This is a genomic window from Kitasatospora sp. NPDC032757 (assembly GCF_055579305.1).
This window is the reverse complement of the sequence record NZ_JBVINN010000001.1, coordinates 253,666-279,172: the sequence shown is the minus strand read 5'-3', so window position 1 is coordinate 279,172 and position 25,507 is coordinate 253,666. Positions and strand designations below refer to the sequence as shown.

General features: G+C 75.1%; 24 protein-coding genes. 12 read left to right on the top strand and 12 right to left on the bottom strand.

From position 1 onward, the window contains the following. The first annotated feature begins 27 nt into the window (after positions 1–27). On the top strand, positions 28–1,011 hold the full coding sequence (locus ACZ5WK_RS01190; RefSeq protein ID WP_465543712.1) for an NAD-dependent epimerase/dehydratase family protein: 984 nt from the start codon (positions 28–30) through the stop codon (positions 1,009–1,011). A gap of 28 nt (positions 1,012–1,039) precedes the next feature. Here ACZ5WK_RS01190 and ACZ5WK_RS01185 read toward each other — a convergent pair whose 3' ends face one another. The 3 genes from ACZ5WK_RS01185 to ACZ5WK_RS01175 all read right to left on the bottom strand — a co-directional run bounded on the left by ACZ5WK_RS01185 (position 1,040) and on the right by ACZ5WK_RS01175 (position 5,573). After that, a complete protein-coding gene (locus ACZ5WK_RS01185) occupies positions 1,040–3,211 on the bottom strand; it encodes an AAA family ATPase (protein WP_465543710.1) in 2,172 nt (723 codons plus the stop codon). Between the two features lie 329 nt (positions 3,212–3,540). Then, positions 3,541–4,266 (bottom strand): response regulator transcription factor, encoded by a 726-nt coding sequence (locus ACZ5WK_RS01180; protein WP_465543708.1) that lies wholly within the window; start codon positions 4,264–4,266, stop codon positions 3,541–3,543. Then, the gene (locus ACZ5WK_RS01175; RefSeq protein ID WP_465543707.1) at positions 4,263–5,573 is read right to left on the bottom strand and encodes a sensor histidine kinase; all 1,311 of its coding nucleotides are present in this window, start codon (positions 5,571–5,573) and stop codon (positions 4,263–4,265) included. The genes ACZ5WK_RS01180 and ACZ5WK_RS01175 overlap by 4 nt, the downstream gene beginning before the upstream one ends. Before the next feature lie 245 nt (positions 5,574–5,818). Between ACZ5WK_RS01175 and ACZ5WK_RS01170 the strand changes: the two genes are divergently transcribed. Beyond that, the gene (locus tag ACZ5WK_RS01170; protein WP_465543705.1) at positions 5,819–7,351 is read left to right on the top strand and encodes an alpha/beta hydrolase; all 1,533 of its coding nucleotides are present in this window, start codon (positions 5,819–5,821) and stop codon (positions 7,349–7,351) included. Positions 7,352–7,584: 233 nt separating this feature from the next. On the opposite strand, the gene ACZ5WK_RS01165 is transcribed toward ACZ5WK_RS01170, so the two are convergent. After that, positions 7,585–8,184 carry a uridine kinase family protein gene (locus ACZ5WK_RS01165; protein ID WP_465544336.1) on the bottom strand — a complete coding sequence of 200 codons (600 nt, stop codon included), beginning with the start codon at positions 8,182–8,184 and terminating at the stop codon, positions 7,585–7,587. A gap of 293 nt (positions 8,185–8,477) precedes the next feature. Here ACZ5WK_RS01165 and ACZ5WK_RS01160 point away from each other — a divergent pair, with 293 nt between their 5' ends. After that, on the top strand, positions 8,478–9,641 hold the full coding sequence (locus ACZ5WK_RS01160; RefSeq protein WP_465543703.1) for an acyl-CoA dehydrogenase family protein: 1,164 nt from the start codon (positions 8,478–8,480) through the stop codon (positions 9,639–9,641). Between the two features lie 187 nt (positions 9,642–9,828). Here ACZ5WK_RS01160 and ACZ5WK_RS01155 read toward each other — a convergent pair whose 3' ends face one another. Continuing rightward, a complete protein-coding gene (locus ACZ5WK_RS01155; protein WP_465543701.1) occupies positions 9,829–10,284 on the bottom strand; it encodes a hypothetical protein in 456 nt (151 codons plus the stop codon). A gap of 229 nt (positions 10,285–10,513) precedes the next feature. On the opposite strand from ACZ5WK_RS01155, the gene ACZ5WK_RS01150 reads away from it, so the two are divergent. From ACZ5WK_RS01150 to fxsA, 5 genes are all read left to right on the top strand, one after another. Continuing rightward, on the top strand, positions 10,514–10,954 hold the full coding sequence (locus tag ACZ5WK_RS01150; RefSeq protein WP_097238963.1) for an Lrp/AsnC family transcriptional regulator: 441 nt from the start codon (positions 10,514–10,516) through the stop codon (positions 10,952–10,954). 30 nt (positions 10,955–10,984) lie between these two features. Beyond that, entirely contained in the window at positions 10,985–12,625 is a 1,641-nt protein-coding gene (locus ACZ5WK_RS01145) for an amidohydrolase (protein WP_465543698.1), read from the top strand. 44 nt (positions 12,626–12,669) lie between these two features. Then, a complete protein-coding gene (locus ACZ5WK_RS01140) occupies positions 12,670–13,119 on the top strand; it encodes a GNAT family N-acetyltransferase (RefSeq protein ID WP_465543696.1) in 450 nt (149 codons plus the stop codon). A gap of 126 nt (positions 13,120–13,245) precedes the next feature. Next, positions 13,246–14,862: an apolipoprotein N-acyltransferase gene (lnt, locus tag ACZ5WK_RS01135; RefSeq protein WP_465543694.1), complete on the top strand. Its 1,617-nt coding sequence runs from the start codon at positions 13,246–13,248 to the stop codon at positions 14,860–14,862. Between the two features lie 200 nt (positions 14,863–15,062). Then, positions 15,063–15,632 carry an FxsA family membrane protein gene (gene fxsA / locus ACZ5WK_RS01130; protein ID WP_465543692.1) on the top strand — a complete coding sequence of 190 codons (570 nt, stop codon included), beginning with the start codon at positions 15,063–15,065 and terminating at the stop codon, positions 15,630–15,632. 192 nt (positions 15,633–15,824) lie between these two features. On the opposite strand, the gene ACZ5WK_RS01125 is transcribed toward fxsA, so the two are convergent. The 3 genes from ACZ5WK_RS01125 to ACZ5WK_RS01115 form a co-directional block, all read right to left on the bottom strand. Then, complete coding sequence (locus tag ACZ5WK_RS01125; RefSeq protein ID WP_030396357.1) at positions 15,825–16,199, bottom strand: RNA polymerase-binding protein RbpA; 375 nt, start codon at positions 16,197–16,199, stop codon at positions 15,825–15,827. A 280-nt stretch (positions 16,200–16,479) separates the two neighbouring features. Beyond that, positions 16,480–18,099, bottom strand: a complete 1,620-nt coding sequence (locus ACZ5WK_RS01120; protein ID WP_465543689.1) for a hypothetical protein — start codon at positions 18,097–18,099, stop codon at positions 16,480–16,482. Between the two features lie 186 nt (positions 18,100–18,285). Continuing rightward, positions 18,286–18,480 (bottom strand): hypothetical protein, encoded by a 195-nt coding sequence (locus ACZ5WK_RS01115; protein WP_396323929.1) that lies wholly within the window; start codon positions 18,478–18,480, stop codon positions 18,286–18,288. A 485-nt stretch (positions 18,481–18,965) separates the two neighbouring features. Here ACZ5WK_RS01115 and ACZ5WK_RS01110 point away from each other — a divergent pair, with 485 nt between their 5' ends. The 3 genes from ACZ5WK_RS01110 to ACZ5WK_RS01100 all read left to right on the top strand — a co-directional run bounded on the left by ACZ5WK_RS01110 (position 18,966) and on the right by ACZ5WK_RS01100 (position 21,111). Continuing rightward, positions 18,966–19,379, top strand: coding sequence for an ankyrin repeat domain-containing protein (locus tag ACZ5WK_RS01110; protein WP_465543687.1), 414 nt, complete (start codon positions 18,966–18,968; stop codon positions 19,377–19,379). A gap of 75 nt (positions 19,380–19,454) precedes the next feature. Beyond that, positions 19,455–19,943: a GNAT family N-acetyltransferase gene (locus ACZ5WK_RS01105; RefSeq protein ID WP_465544334.1), complete on the top strand. Its 489-nt coding sequence runs from the start codon at positions 19,455–19,457 to the stop codon at positions 19,941–19,943. A 67-nt stretch (positions 19,944–20,010) separates the two neighbouring features. After that, complete coding sequence (locus ACZ5WK_RS01100) at positions 20,011–21,111, top strand: serine hydrolase domain-containing protein (RefSeq protein WP_465543685.1); 1,101 nt, start codon at positions 20,011–20,013, stop codon at positions 21,109–21,111. Between the two features lie 49 nt (positions 21,112–21,160). Here the strand turns inward: ACZ5WK_RS01100 and ACZ5WK_RS01095 are convergent, their stop codons facing one another. The 3 genes from ACZ5WK_RS01095 to ACZ5WK_RS01085 form a co-directional block, all read right to left on the bottom strand. Continuing rightward, positions 21,161–21,829: a vitamin K epoxide reductase family protein gene (locus tag ACZ5WK_RS01095; protein ID WP_465543683.1), complete on the bottom strand. Its 669-nt coding sequence runs from the start codon at positions 21,827–21,829 to the stop codon at positions 21,161–21,163. Positions 21,830–21,893: 64 nt separating this feature from the next. Continuing rightward, positions 21,894–22,727 (bottom strand): DsbA family protein, encoded by an 834-nt coding sequence (locus ACZ5WK_RS01090; protein ID WP_465543681.1) that lies wholly within the window; start codon positions 22,725–22,727, stop codon positions 21,894–21,896. Positions 22,728–22,915: 188 nt separating this feature from the next. Then, positions 22,916–23,593 carry a hypothetical protein gene (locus ACZ5WK_RS01085; protein ID WP_465543679.1) on the bottom strand — a complete coding sequence of 226 codons (678 nt, stop codon included), beginning with the start codon at positions 23,591–23,593 and terminating at the stop codon, positions 22,916–22,918. Positions 23,594–23,805: 212 nt separating this feature from the next. Here ACZ5WK_RS01085 and ACZ5WK_RS01080 point away from each other — a divergent pair, with 212 nt between their 5' ends. Continuing rightward, positions 23,806–24,696 carry a CHAD domain-containing protein gene (locus ACZ5WK_RS01080; protein ID WP_465543677.1) on the top strand — a complete coding sequence of 297 codons (891 nt, stop codon included), beginning with the start codon at positions 23,806–23,808 and terminating at the stop codon, positions 24,694–24,696. 5 nt (positions 24,697–24,701) lie between these two features. Here the strand turns inward: ACZ5WK_RS01080 and ACZ5WK_RS01075 are convergent, their stop codons facing one another. Beyond that, positions 24,702–25,496: a uracil-DNA glycosylase gene (locus ACZ5WK_RS01075; RefSeq protein WP_465543675.1), complete on the bottom strand. Its 795-nt coding sequence runs from the start codon at positions 25,494–25,496 to the stop codon at positions 24,702–24,704. Positions 25,497–25,507: the final 11 nt, after the last annotated feature.

Here is a 25,507-nt window from a genome sequence, read left to right as displayed (position 1 = left end):
GGCCACCCTCTGTGCAGGGTGGTCGGCATGAGGCTTCTACTGCTGGGTGGAACGGAATTCGTCGGTCGCGCCGTCACGGAGGAGGCGCTGGCCCGGGGATGGGAGGTGACGGTCTTCCACCGGGGGACGCATGAGCCCCCGGAGGGCGTACGCGCCCTGCACGGGGACCGCACGGCCGAGGGCGGCCTGGCCGCGCTGGCCGAGGGGGAGTGGGACGCCGTCGTGGACACCTGGTCCGGCGCCCCCGCGGCGGTGCGCGACAGCGCCCGCCTGCTGGCCGGCCGGATCGGCCGCTACGCGTACGTGTCCAGCCGGTCGGTGTACACGTACCCGACCCCGGCCGGGGCGGACGAGAGCGCGCCGGTGGTCGAGGGCTCGCCGGACGCAGGCGAGGTGCCGTACCCGCAGGCCAAGCGGGGCGCCGAGCTGGCCCTGCTGGACGCCCTCGGGGACCGGGCCCTGCTCGCCCGCGCAGGGCTGATCATCGGCCCGTACGAGAACATCGGCCGGCTGCCCTGGTGGCTGGGCCGGATCGCCCGCGGCGGCCCCGTGCTCGCCCCGGGCCCGCGCGAGCTCGCGATCCAGTACATCGACGCCCGCGACGTCGCGGTCTGGACCCTCGACGCCCTGGCGGCCGGTCTCGGCGGCGCGTACGACCTGGTCAGTCCGCAGGGGCACGCCACCATGGGCGGGCTGCTGGAGGCCTGCGTCCGGGCCACCGGCTCGGACGCCGAGCTGCGCTGGACCGAGCCCGGGGCGATCCTGGCGGCCGGCATCGAGCCGTGGAGCGACCTGCCGGTCTGGACGCCGCCGGGCGAGCTGCACGAGGCCATGCACGGCTCCGACGTGGCCAAGGCGGTGGCCGCCGGGCTGCGCTGCCGGCCGGTGGCGGAGACGGTCGCGGACACTTGGGCCTGGCTGCGGTCCATCGGCGGCACGGCCCCGCAGCGCCCGGACCGGCCGGTGGTCGGCCTGGACCGGGAGCGGGAGGCCAAGGTCCTGGCCGGCTGAGCGGCGACGGCGGCCGGGGACGGCGGAGTCAGCCCCGGCCGTCGATCAGCTCGCCGTAGGCCTGTACGAGGTCCGGCAGCCGCAGCGTCGCCAGGTCCTCGCGGCCCGGCGGCTCGCGCAACAGCGAGAGCCGGAGGTCCCGGTAGGCGCAGGACTTCTCGTACAGGGTGCGGATGAACCGGCCGTTGCCGAGGTCGTCGATCCAGCCCTCGCGCACCACATGGGTGCAGATGCTGGCCAGCTCCTCGGCGGCGTCCTCGTCCCAGCCGTCGCCGTCCCGGCCGGCGAGCGCCGCGCCGATCGCGGTCAGCTCGCCGGGGCGGTAGCTGGGGAAGTCGACCCGGGTGGTGAAGCGGGAGTTGAGGCCGGGGTTGGTGGCGAGCAGCCGGTTCATTCCCTCCGGGTAGCCGGCCAGGATCACCACCAGCCGGTCGCGGTTGTCCTCGGCCCGCTTCAGCAGTACCTGCAGCGCCTCGTCGCCGTACGCGTCGCCCTTGCTGTAGCCGGAGTTGGAGAGGCTGTACGCCTCGTCGATGAAGAGCACGCCGTCCAGCGCGGAGTCGATCAGCTCGTTCGCCTTGACCGCGGTCTGGCCGAGGAACTCGCCGACCAGGTCGGCTCTCTGGGCCTCGACCAGATGGTCGCCGGAGAGCAGGCCGAGGGCGTGGAAGACCCGGCCGAGGATGCGCGCCACGGTGGTCTTGCCGGTGCCGGAGGGGCCGGAGAAGACGAAGTGCCGCTTGGGCGGCTGGACCGGCAGGCCCTGCGCGGCCCGCAGCCGGGACATCCGCAGCTGCGCGGAGAGCGCCCGGACCTGCCGCTTGACCGGCTCCAGGCCGACCATCCGGGCGAGTTCTGCCAGGGCCTCGTCCAACTCCCGCTCGCCGCCCTCCCGTTCCTCGGGGGCAAAGGTGCTCGCGACCCGGGGGAGGGCCTCGCCCCGCCCCGGCACCTGCCCGGCGGCGGGAGCCGGGCCGACGGGCGGGACGGCCGAGCCGGACCGCTCGCCGGCGGCCAGTGGCGGGGCCTCCGCCTCGGCGGGCCCGGCCGCCTCCTCGCCGGACGCCGGGTTCCCGGCCGGGAACGACCCACCCGGGAACGCCTCGGCCGGAAACTCCCCCGCCGGAAACTCCCCTGCCGGGAACGCCGTACCCGGGAAGTCCCCGGCCGGGAGCTCCTCGGCCGGGAAGGCGTCCCCGGGGAACGCCGAGGCCTCGAACGTGCCCGGGCCGAACCCGGGAGTCCCGTACCCCGCGACCGCCGCCCCCGCCGACTCCGGGCCCGCCGCCTCCGCCTCCGCAGCGTCCAACACCGCCGCGTCCAACTCGGCCGCGTCGAACGCCTCTTCACCGGGCATGGCGCCCCCGGGCTCGCGGCCGCCGCCCCCGCCGACGGCGTCCAGCAGCCCGTCGACCAGCCCGTCCTCGGCCGAGATCGCCGCCAGCCGTGCCGCGGTGTCCATGAACGCCGGATCGGCCCGGTGCACCGCCCGGTAGAGCGGCAGCGCGGCGGCGCTGCGCCCGGCCCCCTCGTACGCCCGGGCCAGCCAGTACCGCAGCTCCTTGCGCTGCGGCTGTTCGGAGCGGCAGCGGGCGAGCGAGGCCGCCAGGGGTGCCTGGGCCTGCGCGCACATGTCCAGCCGGACCCGTGCCATCCCGGCGAAGAGCCCGGCCTCGATGCCGAGCAGCGGGTCGTCCAGCAGCCGGTCGGTGTCCCGGATCAGCTGTTCCCAGTCCTTGAGCAGGTAGGAGCGGCAGGCGTGCAGGAACCGCGCGGACGGGTCCTCGCTCGGGGCCGGGCACTGCTCCAACGCCTGGTCCAGCTCGGCGAGACGGCGGCCGTCCAGCCAGTGCGAGGCGTGCGCGAGCGCCAGGTCACGGGCGTCCTCCAGGACCGGCTGGACCCACCAGCCCAGCCAGTACCAGGAGCTGAGCGGGCGGCGGTGGAGTCTGCGCTGCTCGCCGAAACGTTTCTGGTGGCGGTACATCGCCAGCAGCGCCCCGGAGGTGTCGCTGCGCAGGGCGTGCAGGCCGAGCCAGGCGTCGGCCATCCCCGGGTCCAGCCGGACGGCCGCGCGGAACTCCTCCTCCGCACGGGCGTACGCGCCCGCCGTGTAGGCGTCCATGGCGCGCAGCCAGGCCCGGTCGGCGAGCCGGTTCGGAGCCGGGCCGCCCGCGTTGTTGCTGTCGGAACTGTCCACCGTCGTCACTCACGCCCCCCGCGGTGTGCCTCGGGGCTCGGCCGGCGCGTCGCGTGCGGAGAGCCGGCCGGTGGTCGAAGCCCCCGGGGCGCCAATGCGCCTGCCAGGAATCGTACCGGCGCGGCGCTGATCCGGAAGGGTGCCGCGCGCAGTCAAATGCGATCGGGGGCGCGGTTGTTGGGCGTTCGCACGGGTCGGACGGGTTCGAACCGGCGTCCGAGCCGGCACGCGGGCGTGCGCCCTGGCCGCAAACCCGCACGGGCCCCGCACCGGGCGCAGGTCCGGCGCGTCAGGCGACGAGTCCCGAACCACGTGCGGGTCCGGGCGCGTCAGCCGGTGAAACCCGGCACCACCAGACCGGACTCGTACGCGATCACCACCGCGTGGGTCCGGTTCTGCGCGCCGAGCTTGGTCAGCACGTTCCCGACGTGGGTCTTGACCGTCTCCAGGCTCACCGTGAGCGAGTCCGCGATCTCCGGGTTGGACAGGCCGGTGGCCATCAGCCGGAGCACCTCCTCCTCCCGCCCCGTCAACGCCGCCTTCGGCAACGCCTCGGCGGAGCCCAGCGGGCGGGCGGCGACCATCCGGCGCAGGGCGGCCGGGAAGAGGATCGCCTCCCCCGTCGCCACCACCCGCACCGCCTCCGCGATCTGCCGGACCGGGAGCCGCTTGAGCACGAACCCGCCGGCCCCCGCGCTGAGCGCGGCGGTGACGTAGTCGTCGTTCTCGAAGGTGGTGATCACCACCACCTTCGGCGGCTCGGCCGACTCGGCCAGCAGCTGCCGGGTGGCCTCGATCCCGTTGCGGCGCGGCATCCGCACATCCATCAGGACGACGTCCGGCCGCAGCCGTTGTGCCTGTTCGACCGCCTCGACGCCGTCGGCGGCCTCGCCGACCACCGTGATCCCCGGCTGCGCCGCGAGCAGCGTTCGCAGACCGCTGCGGGTCACCTCGTCGTCGTCCGCGATCAGAAGGGTGACAGGGGTGGCGGTGGTGGCGGTCGGGGCGAGGCCCGGGCCGGCCGTGACGGCTGCGCCCGTGTCAGGGCCGATCATGCCGACAAGCGTACCGGCAGCCGGACAGCCAGCCGCCAGCGCTGCGGTCCGTCCGGGCCGGCGGCGAGCTCGCCGTGCAACAGCCGCACGCGCTCGGCCAGTCCGGGCAGGCCGTGCCCGGACGTGGGGAAGGCACCCGGGCCCTTGCCGGTCGCTGCCCCCGCCCCGGTCCGGTTGACCACACTGAGCTCCAGCGCGTCCGACGCGGCCACCACCCGGACCTCGATCGCACCGCCCGCCCCGTGCCGCAACGCGTTGGTCAGCCCCTCCTGGAGGATCCGGTACGCCGCCCGGGAGAGCGTCCCCTGCACCTGCGCCAGCTCGCCGGACAGCTCCGGCTCCACCACCGCGCCCGCGTGGCCCAACCGCTCCAGCAGCTCGGGCAGGTCCGCCAAGGTCCGGGTCGGCGCCGTCCCCGCCTTCTCCTCGCGCAGCACACCCAGCACGTAGTCCAGATCCTCCAGCGCGGCCCGGGTCGATTCCTCGATGCTGCGCATCGCGGCCCGTGCCGCCACCGGATCGGCGGAGAGCACCTCGCCCGCCACCGCCGCCTGGATCGTGGCCGCCGTCAGCGTGTGCCCGATCGAGTCGTGCAACTCGTGGGCGAGCCGGTTGCGTTCGGCCAGCCGCAGCTCCCGCTCGGAGGCCAGCGCGAGCCGCTCGGCCGACGACGGGCCCAGCAGCCTCGGCGCCGACCACCGCAGGGCGCTCGTCACCCCCACGCACCCGGCCGCCGCCACCAGCACGCAGCCGAGCGCCGCCACCCAGCTCATCCAGCCGTCCGCCACCCGCACCGACCGGCCGAACAGACTCAGCCCCGCCTCGGCGCCGGTCCAGCCCCCCGGGAGGGTCAGGCCCGCGGCGAGCAGCACGCCGCTCACGAGCGCCCCCGTCCACCCCACCGTCACGTGCAGCAGCAGCCAGACCGGAGTCCGCCAGCGATCGGTGCCGGACGGTACGGCGGCGGTCGGCACGGCAGGGGTCGGCCCGGTGGGAGCCGGCCCGGTGCCGGGCGGGCCCGCGGGCCGACCGCCGGCCACGGGATCCGGCAACGGCACACTCAGCAGACGACGGGCGCACACGATCAGTACCCGCCGCGTGGTGCGGGCCAGCCCGACCGCACCGATCAGTGCCGCCCAGGCCAGCAGGACGAGGACAACCTGCACTCCGTAGGGCGCGGTTCGCCACGCCAGCACCGGCAGCATGGCGAGAGGCAGCAGCGGAAGGCTCGCCAACGCGCCGCCATAGGCGAACAACACACCCGAATACGTGGAGCCGCGCAGCAGCGGCCGGATTCCCGTGATCATGATCGGCAGTATGACCGGCCTGCTCACCGGCGGCCTCCCCCGATCGGGGGAGCGATTTCTCCCGCCTTCCCGCGATGTGCACCCGAGACCCCGCGGACCAGGATCGTGTCCTGACCGGTTGACGGCAGAACGACCGATGAGCGGAGGAGGGACCGGGCCGCTCCCTCCCGGCATCGGACGCGCCAACCTCCCACGCACACAAGGGCGGAGGGCCAACACCCCTCCCGACAAGGACGGACATCAGCATGCGAAAGCGACGAACAGCCCCGCTTCTGGCCGCCGGCGCCGTGGCAGCCCTCGTCTCGGCGCTCACCCCAGCGACGGCCTCTGCCGCCTCCGGGGCCTCCGCGGCCGAGGACCCCCTGCGGCCGTACACGGAGCAGAAGCCGCTCTGGCAGCGCTGCGACGCGAAGAACCCCGCCACCTTCCAGTGCGCGACACTCAAGGTGCCGCTGGACTACGGCGACCCCGGCGGCAGGAAGATCGACATCGCCGTGTCCCGGCTGAAGGCACCCGATGGGAAGGACCGTCGCGGCGTCCTGCTGCTCAACCCCGGCGGCCCCGGCGGGCCCGGCCTGGACCTGCCGGTCGGCATCGGGGCGCACTACCCCGACGAGGTGAGGAGGCAGTACGACCTCATCGGGTTCGACCCGAGGGGCGTCGGGCAGAGCTCTCCCGTCAGCTGTGGTCTGACCGACGACGAACAGAACCTCGAACGCCCTTACAAGGCCGGAACGTTCGCGAAGGACGTGGAGTGGGCGCGCACGGTGGCCGCCAAGTGCCGCGCCGCAGCGGGCGGGACACTCCCGCACCTCACCACCCGTAACACCGCTCGCGACATGGACGTCATCCGTGCCGTGCTGGGAGAGAAGAAGATCTCCTACGTGGGGTACTCCTACGGCACCTACCTCGGCGCCGTCTACACGCAGATGTTCCCCCAGCGGGCCGACCGGTTCGTCCTGGACAGTGCGACCGACCCCGCGCGGATCTGGCGGGGAATGTTCCGGGGGATGGCCGAGGGGGCCGAGCCCGCCTTCACCCGGTGGAGCGAATGGACCGCCCGGCACCACACGACGTACCACCTGGGTGAGACTCCGGCCGAGGTCCGCACGACCTTCTGGGACGTTGTCGCCCGGGCCGACCGCCGGCCCGTCGACTCCGGCGGGGAGGTCCTCACCGGTGACGACATCCGCTCCCGGCTGCGTGCCACGTTCTTCCACGTCCAGGAGGCCGCCGAGAAGGTCGCCGAGCTGAAGAAGGCGGCCGAGGGCAGGGCGCCGGCCCCCGCCGGCCCGCCCGGGCGGGCCGCGGAGCGCGTCCCCGCGGCGCCCGCCCGTACCGTTCTCCCGGACAACGAGATCGCGAGCGCCTGGGCCGTGCTGTGCGCCGACACCCGTACCTGGCCGCGCGACCCCGAGCAGTACCGCCGCGACGCGGTCCGCGACCGGGCCCGGTACCCGCTGTACGGCGACTTCGCGTCCGCCATCAAGCCGTGCGCCTTCTGGCAGGAGGGCAGCGAGCCCGGGACGACGGTGGACAACACGGTCGGCGCACTTGTCCTGCAGAACGAGTGGGATCCCCAGACGCCCCTGGCGGCCGGCCAGGGCATGCACCGGGCCCTGCGCGGCTCCCGGATGGTCACCGTCGCCGGAGGCGAGGGGCACGGCGTCTACGGCATCACCAGCGACTCCTGTGCGACCGGGAGCACCACGGCCTACCTGACCACGGGCCGGCTCCCGGCCGGGGACCTGACCTGCCGAGCGTCGCAGGCTTCCTGACCCTGCCGCCGTGCTCCACGCAATCGGGCGGAGGAGGACGCGGCCGGGGGCATCGATTGGCTGGTCCCGGTCGATTCCACGACCGTGCGGGGCCCACCGGAGCGCCGTCGGCGCCAGAAGGGGGACGGCACCCCCGGCTCACGGGGGAACAAGCCGGGGATGCCGCGTCCGAATGTTGCCCGCTCAACGAGTCCGGCAACTGAGGAGAACCTATGTTCTGGCGATACCGCAGGTCAAGGGCTTGTTGAAGGTTCACCGACGGTGCCCGGCGAGATCCGCCCGGTCACTCCGTCGACCGTCGTCCCGGCGTGCGGGCGGCTCGGGTCGGCGGCGAAATGAGCCGATTCGGCCCGCGCCCAGCCCTCCCAGAACTCCGCCAGCGCCGGGCCGTCCCGCTCCTCGCCGCGCCGCCGGGCGTCCTCGGCCGCCAGCTCCATCCAGACCAGCCTGGCGAGCCACGGCCGCACCGCCCGGCGCCCGGCGCCCACCCCCTCCACCAGCACCACGGGCGCGAGCGGCACCGCCGCCGTCGAGGCGAACCGGCGCAGCGTCCAGTCGTAGACCTCGTACGCGGCGTCCCGCCCGGCCGCCAGCGGCTCCAGCACCTGGGCGCGCAGCCGTCCGGTCCAGCCGAAGGGCTCGGCATGGGTGGCCAGGTCGTCCAGGTGGACCACCGGGGCGCCCCCGAGCGCGTCGGCCAGCCGGCCCGCGAAGGTGGTCTTGCCGGAGCCCGCGTGCCCGTCCACCGCGACCAGCCGCACCGGCCCGCAGGACGGAGCCAGCGCGCGCAGCTCGGCGGCCAGCGCGCTCAGGTCCGCGGCGGGCACGCTCAGGTCCGCGGCGGGCACGCTCAGGTCCGCGGCGGGCGCACCGGGCCGGATGCCGGGAGGGGTGCGGGAGGTTTCGGAAGCAGCCACATCGGCCACCCTACGGCGGTCCGTACGCCGGTACGGACAGTGCTGCACCGCAGCTCGTGACGGCAGCGCCGGGATCGGGCATACTCACTTCGCCACGCATGTGAACGGCCGTTCACCGCAATCCGGTGCCGGTCGGGCCGACCTGCCACACCCGCGTCGGGCCCGCCACACCAGGGCCCGCCGCCCGAACGAGGAGGCGACCAGCCGCCATGACCCCCTCCCCTGCGAAAGCCGTGGACCGCCAGCTGCCGACCGAGGAGGCCCGGGAGCTGCTGAGCCTCACCCGGGACCTGGTCCAGCGCGAGATCCAGCCGCGCGCGGCGGAGGACGAGGCCGCCGGCCGCTTCCCGCGCGAGGTCTTCCGCACCCTCGGCGAGGCGGGCCTGCTCTCCCTCCCGTACGAGGAGAAGTACGGCGGCGGCGACCAGCCCTACGAGGTGTACCTCCAGGTCCTGGAGGAGCTGGCGGCCGGCTGGCTGGCCGTCGGCCTCGGCGTCAGCGTGCACACCCTCTCCTGCCACGCCCTGGCCACCTTCGGCACCGACGAGCAGCGCGCCGCCTGGCTGCCCGGCATGCTCTCCGGCGAGCAGCTCGGCGCCTACTGCCTCTCCGAGCCGCAGTCCGGCTCCGACGCCGCCGCGCTGCGCACCCGCGCCGACCTGGACGGCGAGGAGTACGTCGTCAGCGGCACCAAGGCGTGGATCACCCACGGCGGGCAGGCCGACTTCTACAGCGCCCTGGTGCGCACCGGCGAGCCGGGCTCGCGCGGCATAAGCTGCCTGCTGGTGCCCGGTTCGACGGCCGGCCTCTCGGCGGCTCCGCCGGAGCACAAGATGGGCATGCGCTCCTCGCCGACGGCCCAGCTGCACTTCGACGGCGCCCGGGTGGCCCGTGAGCGGCTGATCGGCGCCGAGGGCCAGGGCTTCCAGATCGCCCTCGCCGCCCTGGACTCCGGCCGCCTCGGCATCGCCGCCTGCGCCATAGGCGTGGCCCAGGCCGCGCTCGACCTCGCCGTCGACTACGCGCGCACCCGCCGCCAGTTCGGCCGGCCGATCGCGGACTTCCAGGGCCTGTCCTTCATGCTCGCCGACATGGCCACCCAGATCGAGGCCGGGCGCGCGCTCTACCTCTCCGCCGCACGCCTGCGCGACGCCGGCCGGCCGTTCTCCAAGGAGGCGGCGATGGCGAAGCTGTTCTGCACCGACACGGTGATGCGGGTGACCACCGACGCCGTCCAGGTGCTCGGCGGCTACGGCTACACCCAGGACTTCCCGGCCGAGCGTTACATGCGCGAGGCCAAGGTGCTGCAGATCGTGGAGGGCACCAACCAGATCCAGCGGCTGGTCATCGGCCGCCACCTGACCCAGGGCTGACGGCCCTGCGGGCTGCCCCCGGGCAGCCCCCCGAAACGGCCTCCGGGCGTCACTCCAGGGTGCGGAGTGACGCCCGGAGGCATGTCCCGTCGGGGCCGGCCGCCGACCGGCAGGCGGTCGGCGGCCGGCGGGGCGGGCCGACTCGGGGGCGGCTCGGCGGCTCAGCGGCTCGGGGGCTGGTGCGCGGTCAGCGCCGGGCGAGCCGGGTGCGCTGCCGCGGGATCACCGGAGCGACGGCCGGTACCTGCACCGGGCGGTGCGCCACCGCGTGCGAGAACGGCTGGGTGCGCCAGTCGAGTTCGGCCGGCAGCGCCAGCAGCGCCTCCAGGTCGTCGGTCTCGGCGTCCTCGGCCGACTCCACCTCGGCCAGGTCGTCCGTCGGCGCGCCCGAACCGGGGCAGAGCGCGGGGGAGAAGGGGTGCCACGCGGTCGGCAGCACCGCGTGCTGCGGCAGCCGCTCCTCGTCGCCCACGAGGGCGATCGGGCGGCGGCACTCGGGGCAGTGCACGCGGAAGATCTCCCAGGTGTCGGCCTCGCCCGGGTCCACCCCCGGCGCGGGGCCGTTGGGGACCGCGAGAGCGTCGCGGCCGGTCATATCGTGGGTGTCGTCGGCGCTCGGCGAACGCAGGTCGGTTGCACGCATGGTGATCCCCCTCGGATCGGGCCCGGCGTGGTCGCCCGGGGCCACAACCAGCACTTCCCTGCGACGCGGACTCATAACCCTGCAGCCCGGTGCACTGTGATGCACCGGGTGTGTCCTTCGCCACATTCGCCCGGCATGTGCCCGCCCGGCACCCGGCACCACCACCCGTGCCATCGCGCGCTCCGGCCGTGGCGCGGCCCGCGCCCCCGAAGGGGTAGGTTTGCGCCTTGTGGAGGATCTCGACCAACGCATCGTTCAGCTGCTCCTCGAGGACGGCCGGATGAGCTACACGGACCTGGGCAAGGCCACCGGCCTGTCCACCTCGGCGGTGCACCAGCGGGTGCGGCGCCTGGAGCAGCGCGGGGTGATCCGTGGCTACACCGCGATCGTCGACCCGGACTCCGTCGACCTGGCGCTGACGGCGTTCATCTCGGTCAAGCCCTTCGACCCGAGCGCCCCGGACGACACCCCCGAGCGGCTCGCCGGGCTGCCCGAGATCGAGGCCTGCCACAGCGTCGCCGGGGACGAGAACTACATCCTCAAGGTCCGTGTCGGCGCCCCCGGTGACCTCGAGGACCTGCTGGCCCGGATCCGCAGCGCGGCCGGCGTCTCCACCCGCACCACCGTCGTCCTCTCCACCCCGTACGAGGCGCGGCCCCCGAAGCTCTGAGCACGTCCGGACAGGTGCAGACTAAGGGCCATGACCGAACGCACCCTCCGGACCGTCCTGCTGCGCGGCGGCGCCGTCTACAGCCCCGCCGACCCCTTCGCCACCGCGATGCTCGTCGAGGGCGAGCACGTCGCCTGGGTCGGCAGCGACGGCGCCGCCGAGGCGTACGCCGACACCGTGGACGAGATCGTCGAACTGGACGGTGCGCTGGTCACCCCCGCCTTCGTGGACGCGCACGTGCACGCCACCTCCGCCGGTCTGGCGCTCACCGGCCTCGACCTCACCGGGAGCCCCTCGCTCGCCGCCGCCCTGGCCGCCGTCACCGCCTTCGCCGAGTCCTCCGCCGCGGCCGAGGGCAAGCCCGGCGGCGTGCTCATCGGTCACGGCTGGGACGAGACCGGCTGGCCGGAGGGCCGCCCGCCGACCCTCGCCGAGCTGGACGCCGCCGCCGGGGGCGCCGCCGTCTACCTCTCCCGCACCGATGTGCACTCCGCGCTCGCCACCACCGCCCTGCGAGCCCTCACCCCCGGCCTCGCCGAGCAGCCCGGCCACGACGCCGACGGCCCGCTCACCCGCGACGCCCATCACGCCGTCCGGCGGACCGCGCTGGCCCACCTCACCGCCGGGCAGCGCCGCCGCGCCCAGCGCGCCGCCCTGGCCCGGGCCGCCGAACTCGGCATCGGCTCGCTGCACGAGTGCGCCGGTCCGGAGATCTCCTCCGAGGAAGACCTCACCGCCCTGCTGGCCCTGGCCGCCGAGGGTGACGGCCCCGAAGTCTTCGGCTACTGGGGAGAGTTGGGCGGCGCCGGCCGCAGCGGTGTCGAGACGGCGGCCAGGCTCGGCGCGGTGGGCGCCGGCGGCGACCTCTTCGTCGACGGCGCGATCGGCTCGCACACGGCCTGCCTGCACACGGCCTACGCCGACGCCGACCACACCGGCGTCTCCTACCTCAGCGCCGCGCAGGTCGCCGACCACGTCGCCGCCTGCACCGAGGCGGGCCTCCAGGCCGGCTTCCACGCCATCGGCGACGCCGCGGTGACCGCCGTCCTGGACGGCGTCCGGGCGGCCGGGGAGCGGGTCGGCGCCGACCGGGTCCGGGCGCTGCGCCACCGGGTCGAGCACGCCGAGGCTCTGGACGAGAAGTCGATCGCCGCCTTCGCCGAGCTAGGCCTCACCGCCTCCGTCCAGCCCGCCTTCGACGCCACCTGGGGCGGCCCGGACGGCATGTACGTCCAGCGCCTGGGGGCCGAGCGGGCCGCCGCCCTCAACCCCTTCGCCGCGCTGCTGCGGGCCGGCGTCCCGCTCGCCTTCGGCTCGGACGCCCCGGTCACCCCGCTCGACCCCTGGGGCACCGTCCGGGCGGCCGCCTTCCACCGGACCCCGGAGCACCGGATCTCGGTGCGGGCCGCCTTCACCGCGCACACCCGCGGAGGCTGGCGGGCCCTCGGGCGCGACCAGGACGGCGTCCTCGTCCCGGGTGCAGTCGCCAGCTACGCGGTCTGGGCCGCCGACGAGCTGGTCGTCCAGGCACCCGACTCCCGGGTGGCCGGCTGGTCCACCGACCCGCGCTCCGGCACCCCCGGCCTGCCCGACCTCACCCCCGGCCGCCCCCTCCCCAGCTGTCTGCGCACCGTCGTCCGCGGTCGCACGGTGCACCTCGCCGCCGGGTGAAAACCGGATGATGCGGGGGCGCCGCCGGCCCTAGGTTGATCGACATGACCGGTCTCGTACCCGCCGACTTCACCGTCCCCCGCACGCTCACCGCCGAGGGGTTCCGCCTGGAGCCCCTCGGCGAGCAGCACAACGCCTCCGACCTCGCCGCCTGGACGTCGAGCATCGACCACATCCACGCCACCCCCGGCTGGACGGGCAGCTGGCCGCCCGCCGAGGGCATGACGCCGGAGCGGAACCTCGCCGACCTGCGCCGGCACGCCGCCGACTTCGAGAAGCGCTTCGGCTTCACCTACACCGTCCTGGAGACCCCCGGGGACGCCGTCATCGGCTGCGTCTACATCTACCCGGACCGCGAGGAGCCGTCCGTCACCAAGGTCAGCTCCTGGGTCCGCGCCGACCGCGCCCACCTGGACGCCGTGCTCTACCGGACGGTCTCCGCCTGGCTCGCCGAGGCCTGGCCGCTGCGCGAGGTCCGCTACTTCCCGCGCTGAGCCGGGCCCGGTGCACCCGACCTCACGGTGAGGTGACTTTCCGGGGTACCTTCTTCGGACAGCGTCCGAACAGCCGTCCCCGTACCTCCGCGAGGCGGCACCGAGAGAGATGGTGCGCCGGTGGCCATGCCCGTCACCCAGGAGCGGTCCGGGACCGCGCCCGAGACACCCGACGAGGCTCCCGCGCCCGGGCGGCGGGCCCGGGTGCTCGCCAAGGTCCGGGCCGGGCTGCCGCGCACCGGGCTGGCCGTGCTCGCCGGACTGCTGCTGGCCCTCGCCTTCCCGCCGTTCGACCTCTGGCCGCTCTCGCTGGTGGGTGTCGCCGCGTTCTCGCTGCTCACCCGGGGCCGCACCGCCCGACAGGCCACCTGGACGGGCTTCGCTTTCGGCCTGCCGTTCTTCCTGCTGCTGCTGAGCTGGCTGCGGGTGGTCGGCTGGGACGCCACCGTCGGCCTCTCCGTCATCGAGGCGCTCTTCCTGGCCCTGCTCGGCGCCGGCCTGGCGCTCACCTCGCGGCTGCCCGGCTGGCCGCTCTGGGCGGCCTGCCTCTGGGTCACCCAGGAGTGGGCCCGTGACCGGCTGCCGCTCGGCGGGTTCCCCTGGGGCCGGCTGGCCTTCGCCAACACCGCCACCCCGTTCACCCCGCTCGCCGCGCTCGGCGGCGCCCCGCTGGTGACCTTCGCCGTCGCCCTGGCGGGCGCCCTCCTCGGCTGGGCGGCGCTGCGGCTGCGCGGCCCCCGCCGGGCCCCGAAGGCCGCCGCGCTGGCCGCGCTCGGCGCGGTCGCCACCCTGCTGGCCGGCTACCTGGTGCCGGTGCCCACCGCCGCGGCCGACACCGTCAAGGTCGCCCTGATCCAGGGCAACGTGCCCAACCCCGGCATGGACTTTCTCGGCCGCCCGATGATGGTCCTCAACAACCACGCCTCGGCCACCGAGAAGCTCGCCGCCGACATCAGGGCCGGCAAGGTCGAGAAGCCGGACATCGTGATCTGGCCGGAGAACTCCTCCGACCTCGACCCGTTCAGCGACCCGCTCGCCTACCAGCGCATCGACGCGGCCGTGCGGGCGGTCGGCGTGCCCACCCTGGTCGGCACCCTGGTGGACGGCCCGGACGAGCAGCACGTCCAGAACGAGGGCATCGTCTGGGACCCGAAGACCGGCCCCGGCGCCTCCTACACCAAGCAGCACCCGGTGCCGTTCGGCGAGTACGTGCCGTTCCGCGACCAGCTGATGAAGGTGATCACCCGGCTCCAGCGGGTCGCCCGCGACTTCTACCCCGGCGACCACAACGGCGTCATGCAGCTCGGCCCGGCGAAGATCGGCGACGTCATCTGCTTCGAGGTGGCGTACGACGAGATCGTCCGCGACACCGTGGACAAGGGCGCCCGGGTGCTGGTCGTCCAGACCAACAACGCCACCTACGCGAAGACCGGCCAGCCCGAGCAGCAGCTCGCGATGTCCCGGCTGCGCGCCGTGGAGCACGGCCGGGCCGTGCTGATCGCCGCCACCAGCGGCATCAGCGCCGTCATCGCCCCCGACGGCACGGTGCAGCAGCAGACCGAGGAGCTGACCGCCGCCGAGCTCTCCGCCGTCGTCCCGCTGCGCGACGGCACCACGGTGGCCGACCGCATGGGCGCCGTGCCGGAGTGGACGCTGGCCGTCGGCGGCCTGCTGGCCTGCGGCGCGGCGCTGCTGGCCGGCCGCCGACGGGTGACTCGCCCGCGCGCCTCCGGGTCCTCCTGATCCGGCGCCAACGGTCGGCGGGCGCTGCGCCCGCCGACCGTCGGCGACTCGGCCGTTCTCCCTTTCGGCCCCGGCGGGCCCTTCGGCTCGGGGCGGGGTCGGAACACCCGCCGCCGGCGAATCGTTGGACGGGGTGGTGCCGTAGCCGGCCCGGATCTCCCGTGCGGCGCGCAGAGCACCGCCTGGAGTGGATTCGTACCGTGACCCAGCAAGATGCCCCCGCCCGTCCGGCCCCGCGCGGGAAGCTCAGGCGGATCGTGCCGCTGCTGATCACCGCCTGGCTGGTGCTGGAGATCTGGCTGCTGGTTCAGGTGGGCTCGTGGCTGGGCGGCCTGACCGTGGTGCTGCTGCTCGTCGCCGGAGTGCTGATCGGCGGCTCGCTGATCAAGCGGGCCGGGCTGAAGGCGTTCTCGGCGGCGATCGACCAGAGCAGGGACCCGAAGTCGCAGCAGCCGCAGACCGGCACCAGCCTGACCGTGCTGGCCGGCCTGCTGCTGATCGTGCCGGGCTTCCTCTCGGACGTCCTGGCGCTCACGCTGCTGTTCCCGCCCACCCGGGCCCTCTGGCGGGCCGCCGGGCGCCGCTTCGCCGACAAGGCGCTGCGCAGCACCTCCGCGGTGGGCGCGGACCCGCTCGCGGACGCGATGCGGCTGCAGGAGCAGCTGCGGATCCACCGCCCGGACGGCAAGGTGATCCAGGGCGAGGTGGTCGAGCCCGGCGCCGGTCCGCAGGGCCCCGACACCACCTACCGCCCGCCGATCAAGGGCTGACCCCCTCCGGGGCCGGCCGTCGGCTCGTGGGCCGTCCGTCGACCGGCGGCCGGCCCACGAGAGCGGGCCCGCGACGGACCCGTACGGCACCCGGGACCCGCACCCGGACAACGCGAAAGCCGGACAACGCGAAAGGGACCCTGGAAGCCAGGGTCCCTTTTCGCGTGCTCCCGCCGGGTGGCGGGGGCCGGGTCAGGCGCTCTTACGGGTGTCCCGCGGGTGTACCGCGAGGTTCATCCCTCCGGAGCGGAGCACGGCCAGCCGCTCGGCCAGCACCTCCTCCAGCTCCTCGCGCGTCCGGCGCTCCATCAGCATGTCCCAATGGGTGCGCGTGGGCTTGGTCTTCTTCTCCTCCGGCTCGTCACCGTCGAGAAGTACGGCTTCCTGGCCGCAGAAGCGGCATTCCCAGGCGGACGGGATCTCCGCCTCGACCGAGAAAGGAACCTCGAATCGGTGTCCGTTCTGACATGCGTACTCGACGGTCTGGCGGGGAGCCAGATCAATACCACGGTCGGTCTCGTAGCTAGTGGCCCCGAGTCGCGTGCCGCGGAGAGCTCGCTCGCTCATGAATCGTGCCTCCCGGGCTTATGGCCCACAGGACTAGTGGTCGCTGTTCTTCGTCGTTCGGTCAACGCTCGGCTTCCGACGAAGATTCCCGTCCCGGGACATGCGTCGTCTGTCGTGCCGCCCCTGTTTGTACCCACCGGCGCCCGATTTGTCACATCTGGCCGGTGATATCACCCTAGGTGTCACCTATTTCACATCTGGTGATCGGTCGGCCTTTCCGGGACGAGCGTACCGGGACGACCTGCCGGGCGGGGCGCCGCCCCCGCGTACGGCCGCCCGATCAGGCGTGCGGACGGAAGCGGAGGGGGGTGTGCTCCTTGCCCAGATCGACGCCCGGCCGGGCCCCGGCGTCGGCCGGCGGCATCGGGGGCGGACCGGCGGGGCGGGGCGGTACGTCCACCGGGGCGGCCGCCTCCGTCCGGGTGTCCCGGTGCGGTAGCAGGGCGATCACCGCCTCGCGCAGCTGGGCGGGCGCCTCCTCGTCCAGGGGGTCGACGGTGGCCGGCACCTGGAGCCGGACGGGCGCGCTGTTGCCGATCCGGGCGTAGCCGCGCCCGGCGGGGGCGTGCGCGGCGGGCACGATGTCCAGCGGCGCGCCGAGCGCGGCGAAGCCCTCCTCGGGGCCGGCCGGGCCGAGCAGCACCCGGGCCCGGGTGGTGGCCCGGACGGTCGGGGTGATCCGGTGACGCGCCTCCACGTCGTCGGCGATCACCACCGTGACCCGGGCGGCCCGGCCGTGCCGCAGCGGCAGCTCCAGCAGGTCCTGCGGGTCCGGGCGGCCCTCGGCGTGGGCCAGCTCGCTCAGCTCGGTCGGGTGGTCGAGCAGCAGCCAGAGCGGCCGGGTGACGTCCTCCGGCGGCGCCGACCCGGCGTGCCGGGAGGCGTTCAGCGCGGCCAGCCGGCGCTCGGTCTCCTGGGTGGCCCACTCCAGCGCGGCCAGCGCGCCGTGCAGGCTGGTCTCCACCGTGTGCACGCCGGGCCGGTTGACCAGGCAGGCGTGCTCGCCGGTGCCGGCGCCGTCGATCACCACGAGGTCGCCGAAGGGGAGCGCCTGGAGTGCGATCGAGCGGATCAGACTGGATGTCCCGTAGCCGGCCACGCCGAGCGCCAGCAGGTGCGGCTCCGCGGAGCGCGGGCCGGTGCGCCAGACCACGGGCGGCTGCTGGGTGATCGCCCCGCCCTGGCCGACCGGGATGGTGCGGGCGCTGCCGTCCTCGTCGGTGAAGCCCAGCACGATCTCGCCGGGCGCGGCGACGAAGCGCTGGGCCGCGATGTCGGCGGACAGCGGGGGCAGCGCGGCGATCCGCAGCTTGTTGGACTCCTCGTCCCAGTCGAAGCGGTACTCCCGGGCCCGGCCCGCCTTGCCCTGGACGACCTGCTCGATCCGGGCCCGCGCGGCCGGCTCGGTGTCGGTGAAGTACGCCGGATAGTCCAGCTCCAGCCGGGAGAGCCGGCCCTCACCGTCGAACTCCCAGGCGCGGAAGGCGTCCTTGTAGCCGCGCTCGTGGTGGTAGAGCGGGTTGAGGTCCTCCGGTGCGGCCAGGTACGGGGTGAGCGCCGCGTAGAGGGCGGAGAGCTTGGTGTCGGCGACGTCCGGCTCGGGCGGGGCGGACGGTGCCTTGGGGGCCCGGCCCACCCAGGCGGCGCTGGCCATCAGGGCCACCAGGGCGAAGAGCAGTCCGTGCGGCAGCAGGTAGATGCCGAGCAGCATCGCGGCGACCAGGAAGACCGTCGGCCCGCGCCGCTCCTTCGGGGTGGTCAGCCAGCGGCCCTTGGCCCAGCCGACGTGGTGGCGCAGGCCGCGCCCGATGACGGTGAGCGGCGCGAACATGTCGGAGGCGTGGTCGCCGGCCGTGCGGGCCATGTCGCGGCCCTTGCTGAGGTGGCGGTTGAGCGGCATTCCTTGGCTCCCCGGGCGAGTGGGACGGTCGGGTTGAGGAGGTTCGGTCCGGCGGGCGGTACGCCGGGGCCCGGGGCGGTGGGATCCGCGCCCGGGCCCGGGGCCGGCCGTCGGACGGCGTGCCGGTGGCTGGGGGCGTCCGACGGTTCCCGCCGCGCTGAGGCGGCGCGAATCGTCGGACGAGCCCTAGAACTTGAGGCCGCCGAGCAGGCTCGCCAGGCTCGCGCCGCCCGCGGTGATGCTGGGGGCGATCGAGGATCCGGCGATGTAGAAGCCGAGGAGGGCGCAGACGATCGCGTGGGAGGGCTTTAGTCCGTCCCTGCGGAAGAAGAGAAAGGCGATGGTGCCGAACAGGACGATGCCGGAAATCGAGAGGATCACGGTCTGCTCCTCGGGGAGGGGGACAGGGACAGTGTCACGGAATGTGCCCTAATCGTGACAAAAAGTAATAGATGATGGAACGGCGCAAATGGGTGGTTCTCCCGGGCAATACCGGGCGGGGTGCCGGGCGGAGGTATGCGAACCGCCCTCGGTGGGGCCGTCCGCTGCTTCCTCCCGGCGCGGCGAGGCATTCCCGGTGTGCGGGCGGGAAGCGTCCGGGGGCAGCCGGAAGTTCGCCCGAACGGCTGCGCAACCTTCCCGCCCGTGTGTCGTGCCGGGAACGCCGCACCGGCCGGTGATCCGGAATCCGGACACCGGCTGGATCACGCCCCGTCCGGCCGTTACGGTGCGACAGGCGCGACCACCCCGCAGGACCAGACCTGCGACCTGCACGACCACCCCCGCAGGATCAGACCCGTAGGACGCCCGGCCGCAGGACGCCCTGTGGGCGGGGCGTCCCGCCCACACAGCCAGAGAGGCCCGCCATGACCGACGCCGCCAGCCAGCCCGCCGACGCCCCCGACGCCGAGGTGATCGCGCTCGCCGGGAAGCTCTTCGACGCCGCCCGGGCCGGGGACTCCGCCACCCTCGCCGCGTACGTCGACGCCGGCGCGCCCGCCGACCTCACCAACGACCGCGGCGACACCCTGCTGATGCTCGCCGCCTACCACGGGCACGCGGCCAGCGTGGCCGCCCTGCTGGAGCGCGGCGCCGACCCGAACCGGGCCAACGACCGCGGCCAGACCCCGCTGGCCGGCGCCGTCTTCAAGGGCGCCGAGGACGTGCTCGCCGTGCTGCTGGACGGCGGTGCCGACCCCGGGGCCGGCACCCCGTCCGCCGTCGACACCGCCCGGATGTTCGGCAAGGACGAGCTGGTCGCCCGGTTCGAGGGCCGCTGACCGCAGGTCGTAGGCTTTTCAACCATGGAGAGCATCACGGAGACGGCCGTCCTGCAGGACAGCAAGGGCGACAGCATCGAGATCCGCGTCACCGGCTACGGCCACCCGGACGCCCAGCGCCTCTCGGCCGAGGTGCAGGAGGAGTACGTCCGCCGCTACGGTGACGGAGACCTCACCGTGCTGCACCCGGACGACTTCGAGCCGCCGGCCGGGCTCTTCCTGATCGCCTACCTCGCCGGCGAGCCGGTCGCCTGCGGCGGCTGGCGGGCCAAGACGGCCGACCCGCACGGCGTGCGGGACGGCGACGCCGAACTGAAGCGGATGTTCGTCGTCCCGGCCGCGCGCGGCCGGGGCCTCGCCCGGGCGGTGCTGGGCCGCCTGGAGCGGACCGCCGCCGAGGCCGGGCGGACCAGGATCGTCCTGGAGACGGGCACCGAGCAGCCCGAGGCGGTCGCGCTCTACACCTCCGAGGGGTACGAGCCGATCCGGAAGTTCGGCATCTACCGTGACCACCCGCAGAGCATCTGCCTCGGCAAGGAGTTCGGCGGCGCGCCCGCCGTCTGACCGGGCGCCCGCTGGGTAGGCTCCCGGCGGACCGGCCGGCGGGCGGCCGCGGGGGCGGGAGCAGGGCATGGACGAGCCGACGCGGGCGAGCACGCCTCCCGTCCCGCTGCCGGCCCCGGCCCCGCTCCCCGTTCTGGCCGCCCCCGGCGGGGAGTTGGAGCGGCTGGTCGCGGACGGGCTGCGCGCGGTCGGCTCCGGCGCGGTCTGGGCCGTCGGCGACGCCGCCGGCCGGCGTGGCGGCGGCAGCACCGGCGCCCTCGGCCAAGGCCCGTACGGGCGCCTGGCGATGGGGCCCGACACCGTCTTCGACCTGGCCAGCATCACCAAGATCGTCGCACTCTGGCCCTGCGCCGGGGCCCTCTGGCAGGCCGGCCGGCTCCCGCTCGACCGGCCCCTCGGCGACTACTGGCCGGCCGCCGCCGGCCGCCCGACCGGTGTCGTGACGGCCCGCCAACTGCTCACCCACACCGCGGGGATGCCGCTGCGCACCCGGTTCGCCGAGCTCTACGGGCGCGACCGGGCGACGATCCTGGCCGGCGTGCTCTCCGCCCCGCTGCACCGCCCGCCCGGCACCGCCGTCGAGTACACCGACCGGGCCGCCGTCCTCCTCGGCCACCTCGTCGAGTCACTGGCCGGCACCCCGCTCGACGCCCTCGCCGAGCGGCAGGTCTGGCGGCCGCTCGGAATGACCGACACCCGGTACGGCCCGCTCGGCCCCGCCGAGACCGCCCGCACCGCGCCCACCGAGCACGAGGAGGTGGCCGGCGCCGTGCTGCGAGGCGTCGTCCACGACCCGTCGGCCCGGCTGCTCGGCGGTGTCTCCGGCAACGCCGGCGTCTTCTCCAGCGCCCGTGACCTCGAACGGTTCCTCACCGCGCTGCTCGACCCGCCGGGCGCACTGCCCTGGGGCGGCGCCTGGATCGCCGAATCGCTGCGCGAACAGACCGGCGGGCTGGCCCCCGCCCGCGGCCTCTCCTGGCTCTGCGCCGCCGGCACCGACCCGGCCGAGGGCACCTTCGTCCACTACGGATTCACCGGCACCGGGGTCTGGGTCTCCCGCCGGCTCGGCCGCTGGGCGCTGCTGCTCACCAACAAGGTCCACTACGACCGCGAGTTCCAGCCGCTCACCGACCTGCGCAACGCCTTCCGCCGCGCCGTCTTCGGCTGAGCCGCCGGCCGCCGGACACGGCGGTGCCCGGCGGCGGGGTGACCAACGGTCAGATCAGGGTGGACCAGTAGTACCAGAACCGGTTGAGGATCAGCAGCGCGATCACCGCCGTCCACAGCACCGGCACCGCCCAGTGGTAGCGGGCGGCCTCGCGCACGACCACCTGGAGCCGCGGCCCGACCGGGATCACGCCGGTCCGCAGGTTGTGCAGCGTCGTGTACCAGAACAGCGCCACCACCGTCACCCAGACCACCACGCAGTACGGGCAGAGCGCGCCGATCTCGTACAGCGCCTGGTCGATGAGCCAGTGCACGAAGACGACGCCGAGCACGGTGCCCGCCTGCACGCCCAGCCAGAACCAGCGCCGGTACGCGGCGCCGGCCAGCAGCCCGGCGCCGACCGCCGCCAGCGCGCCGAACGCGGCCAGGCCGATCAGCGGGTTCGGGAAACCGAACACCCCGGCCTGCTCGGTGCGCATCACCGAACCGCAGCTGATCACCGGATTGAGGTTGCAACTGGGGATGTACGACGGGTCTTCCAGGATGCGGAGCTTGTCGAAGGTCAGGACGGCCGAGGCGGCCAGCCCGATCAGCGCACCGAGGAGGACGAACAGGGAGTACACCCGGCCCGCGCCGACCGCGGCGCCGCCCGGCGGGGCGGCTTCGGTGGCGGCGGGGCGGGAGGGGTTCACGGGGTTCACGGCGGTCGGGGCGGTCATGGCAGAGCACTCCGGTGGGTGAGAAGGGCCGGCCCGGCCGGGGTGTCGGCCGGGCCGGTGGTGCTCACTGCATGCCCGCGGCCTGCTTCACCTGCGTGGTGAACTGCTCCGGCGTCACCGCGCGGTTCCCGCTGAACAGGGTGATCGGCTTGCCGTCCATCTTCACCGTCGGCGTGCCCGTCACCCCGCTGTCGTTGAACGCGTCCGCGACCTTCGCCGCCCACGGCGCGTAGGTGCGGTCGGTGACCGCCTTGACGAAGGCGTCCGTCTTCAGGCCCGGCACCTTGTCGGCCAGGTCCAGCAGGTGGTTGACGTTGCCGAAGCCGTCCTCGCGCTCGTCCGGCTGGTTGGCGTACAGCACGTCGTGGAACTGCTTGAACTTGTCCACGCCCTCGTTCAGCGCGGCCCCGACGGCGGCCAGCGCGGTGCGCGAGCCCTTGCCGCCGAGGTTCTTGTCCAGGAACGCGGCCAGGTGGTACTCCACCTTGACCGTGCCGTCGTCCGCCAGCTTCCTGACGGTGTCGCCGTTGGTCGCCTCGAAGTTCTTGCAGACCGGGCAGCGGAAGTCCTCGAAGACCTGCAGGGTGTGCGCGGCGTCCGCCTTGCCGTAGGTGATCACCGTGCCGTCCGGGCCGCCGGCGTTGGCCGGGACGACCAGCGCGGTCGGCTCGGCCGCCGCCGCGGTGTCGGAGGCGGACGACTTGTCGCCGCCCGCCGCGGTGATCGCCAGCACCGTCCCGCCCGCCAGGGCGAGCACGGCGACGATCGAGACGGCGACCACGATCCGCTGCCGGCGCTTGGCGGCCAGCTGCTCCACGCGCTGCGCCTCCTGGATCCGCTGGCGGGCGCTGATCTTCTCGGACTGCTTACGGGTGGGCTTGTCGGTGGGCTGGGCCATGGTGGGTCAACTCCTGTACGCGGCGCGCGGGCGCGCGCGGGGGTGCCCGCCTCGTCGCGGCGGCGGCGCTGGGCGCCGGCACGTGCGCGGGGACGAGGGGGCTCGGTCGGTGAACGCGGGAGTTGTGCGCACTGCCTGCGCGGGCGGCGTCGGCCGCTGCCGGGCAGCGGGGTGACGGACGCCGGGCGTCAGCAGGCAGGCGCGAGAAGCGGCGGACCGCGCCGGGGCGCCGGGCTGAGCACCACGGCCTCGCGGCGCGGCCGCGGGCGGTCCGAGGCGGGCAGCGGTACCCGCAGCACCGGGCGGACCGGCACCGGCGCCAGCAGCAGGAGCAGCGCCCGCAGCGGGGCCGCCACCGACTGGCGCAGTGCCCGCAGCGCCCGGGCCAGACCGGACAGGGCGGCGTCGCCCAGCCGCAGCCAGGCGGCCGCGGCCAGCGCCACCAGCAGGTGGACCAGCAGGACCAGCAGCTGGGTCACCGCCGGCGCGACCGGCCCGGCATGCCCGAACTGCCCGGAGAACAGCGACCCGTCCACCGAGCCGCCGCCGCACACCAGCAGGTTCACGCCGCGCGCGGGGACGTGGTCCGCCCCGAGCACCGGCCCACAGCCGGCCTGTCCCAGGTTGAAGGTCGTGTTGAGCAGCAACTCGACCGGGACCAGCACGGCCGAGATGTGCAGCAGCCGCCGCTCCCCGCCGGCCAGCACGCCCGCCACCAGGAAGACGACGACGGTCGCGGCGGCCACCAGGGTCAGCGGCAGCGGGCGACCGGTGATGACGACCTGGCCCAGCGCGGACAGCGGCACGGCGAGCGCGGTGAACACCGCGGCCCGCAGGGCCCTCGTCGCTGGAGTGGAAGTCGTCACGCCCCGGAGTATGCCACGGCGCTTACATCCCGCACGAGGGTGCGTCGGGGGCCGGCGGGCAGCGGCCGCGGGCATTGCCCCGCGGCGGCCGTCCGTTCGCGGGCCGGGGGCGCGGGGTTCACCGGCGGGACGGGTTCGGGGAGCTGCCGGGGCCCGGCGGAGGACCTAGCCTGGAAGGCGTCCCGGAGGCCCCGACGAGGGGGTGAGTGCGCGTGGGCGCAGACGGTCCCACGGTCGGTGCGGTACTGCTCGACCGGATCGGGGCGCAGGCCGCCGTGCTGGCCGGACTGGACGATGCCGTGCGGGCGGACGAGCCGGACGCGGTGCACCGGATGCGGGTGGCCTGCCGGCGGCTGCGCAGCGCGCTGCGGACGTACCGGAGGCTGTTCGCCGCCGGGGCGACCGACGTGCTGGTGGCCGAGCTGCGCTGGCTGGGAGCGGCGCTCGGGCGGGCCCGGGACCGGGAGGTCCTGCGCGAGCGGCTGGTGGCGCGGGCACGGGAGCTGCCGGCGGCGTGCGGCCCGGAGCGGGTGGCGGCCGAGGTGGAGCGGCGGGGGCGGGCCGAGTACCGGCGGGTCCGGCCCGAGGTGGTGGCGGCGCTGGACAGTCCGCGGCGGCGCGCCCTGGCGGACGCCCTGGCCGCGCTGCTGGCCGAACCGCCGCTGCGCGGACGGGCGGAGCGGGCCGCCGGGCGGGAGCTGGCCAGGGTCGCCGCGCGGGAGCAGCGGCGGACGGCGGAGCGGGTGCGGCGGGCGCTGGCCGCCGAGGACGACGGCACCGCGCAGGTCCGGGACGAGGCGCTCCACGACGCCCGGAAGGCGGCGAAGCGGGCCCGGTACGCGGGGGAGACGGCGGTGCCGGTGGGCGGCCGGGCGGCGGAGGGGTACGTCGAGCGGATGAAGGCGGTGCAGGACGTGCTCGGCGAGCACCAGGACGCGGTGGTCGCGGCGGCGGCCCTGCGGGAGCAGGCGGAGGATTCCGGCGAGGCGTTCGGGTACGGCGTGCTGTACGCGCAGGAGCTGGCGGCCGCCGAGGCGGCGCGGCGGGAGCTTCCGGTGGTCTGGGCCCGCGCGGAGAAGCGGACGCCGGCGCGGTTCGGCTGAGCCCGTCACTCCTCCTCGCGCGGGGCGAGCCCCGCCGAGCGGGCGGCGGTGCGGAGCAGGTCGCGCAGCATCGGGGTGGTCAGCCGGCCGGTGTTCGTGTTGCGCGGGCTGACGTGGTAGCACCCGTACAGCTCCAGCGGCGGGCCGCCGTCGCGGGCCGGCAGGGTGACGTGGGCGCCGTGGCCGAAGGCGGGCCGCGGGCGGGGGAGCTGCCAGCCGGCGGCCTCGACGGCGGGCAGCAGCGCCTGCCAGGCGAAGCCGCCGAGCGCGACCACCGTCCGGACGGTGGGCCGCAGGAGCTCCAGCTCGCGGACGATCCACGGGCGGCAGGTGTCGCGTTCGCCGGTGGTCGGCTTGTTGTCCGGCGGCGCGCAGCGGACCGGGTCGGTGATCCGGACGCCGTGCAGGCGCAGTCCGTCGCCGTACCGGACGGACTCGGGGCGGTTGGCCAGGCCGAGCCGGTGCAGGGCGGCGTAGAGGAGGTCGCCGGAGGGGTCGCCGGTGAAGATCCGGCCGGTGCGGTTGGCGCCGTGGGCGGCGGGGGCGAGGCCGACCAGGACGAGCGGGGCGTCGGGCGGGCCGAAGCCGGGGATCGGGCGGGCCCAGTAGTCCCAGTCGAGGTAGGCGCGGCGCTTGGTGCGGGCGGTCTCCTCGCGCCACCGGACCAGGCGCGGGCAGGCGCGGCAGCCGGTGACCACCCGGTCGAGCGCGGCCAGCCCCTCGGCCCGGGCGGCGGCCGCGGCGGGGTGGCGCGGGTCGCCGGGATCGGCGGCCGGGCCTTCGTCGGCGGGCTGGGGCATGGGCCCGATCC

Coding starts and splice junctions, on each gene's coding strand:
- ACZ5WK_RS01175 (WP_465543707.1), bottom strand. CDS start 5,573: ATGATCACGGGAATCCGGCCGCTGCTGCGCGGCTCCACGTATTCGGGT.
- ACZ5WK_RS01140 (WP_465543696.1), top strand. CDS start 12,670: ATGACCGGTCTCGTACCCGCCGACTTCACCGTCCCCCGCACGCTCACC.
- ACZ5WK_RS01145 (WP_465543698.1), top strand. CDS start 10,985: ATGACCGAACGCACCCTCCGGACCGTCCTGCTGCGCGGCGGCGCCGTC.
- ACZ5WK_RS01120 (WP_465543689.1), bottom strand. CDS start 18,099: ATGCCGCTCAACCGCCACCTCAGCAAGGGCCGCGACATGGCCCGCACG.
- ACZ5WK_RS01090 (WP_465543681.1), bottom strand. CDS start 22,727: ATGGCCCAGCCCACCGACAAGCCCACCCGTAAGCAGTCCGAGAAGATC.
- ACZ5WK_RS01095 (WP_465543683.1), bottom strand. CDS start 21,829: ATGACCGCCCCGACCGCCGTGAACCCCGTGAACCCCTCCCGCCCCGCC.
- ACZ5WK_RS01155 (WP_465543701.1), bottom strand. CDS start 10,284: ATGCGTGCAACCGACCTGCGTTCGCCGAGCGCCGACGACACCCACGAT.
- lnt (WP_465543694.1), top strand. CDS start 13,246: ATGCCCGTCACCCAGGAGCGGTCCGGGACCGCGCCCGAGACACCCGAC.
- ACZ5WK_RS01180 (WP_465543708.1), bottom strand. CDS start 4,266: ATGATCGGCCCTGACACGGGCGCAGCCGTCACGGCCGGCCCGGGCCTC.
- ACZ5WK_RS01190 (WP_465543712.1), top strand. CDS start 28: ATGAGGCTTCTACTGCTGGGTGGAACGGAATTCGTCGGTCGCGCCGTC.
- ACZ5WK_RS01075 (WP_465543675.1), bottom strand. CDS start 25,496: ATGCCCCAGCCCGCCGACGAAGGCCCGGCCGCCGATCCCGGCGACCCG.
- ACZ5WK_RS01160 (WP_465543703.1), top strand. CDS start 8,478: ATGACCCCCTCCCCTGCGAAAGCCGTGGACCGCCAGCTGCCGACCGAG.
- ACZ5WK_RS01110 (WP_465543687.1), top strand. CDS start 18,966: ATGACCGACGCCGCCAGCCAGCCCGCCGACGCCCCCGACGCCGAGGTG.
- ACZ5WK_RS01100 (WP_465543685.1), top strand. CDS start 20,011: ATGGACGAGCCGACGCGGGCGAGCACGCCTCCCGTCCCGCTGCCGGCC.
- ACZ5WK_RS01125 (WP_030396357.1), bottom strand. CDS start 16,199: ATGAGCGAGCGAGCTCTCCGCGGCACGCGACTCGGGGCCACTAGCTAC.
- ACZ5WK_RS01170 (WP_465543705.1), top strand. CDS start 5,819: ATGCGAAAGCGACGAACAGCCCCGCTTCTGGCCGCCGGCGCCGTGGCA.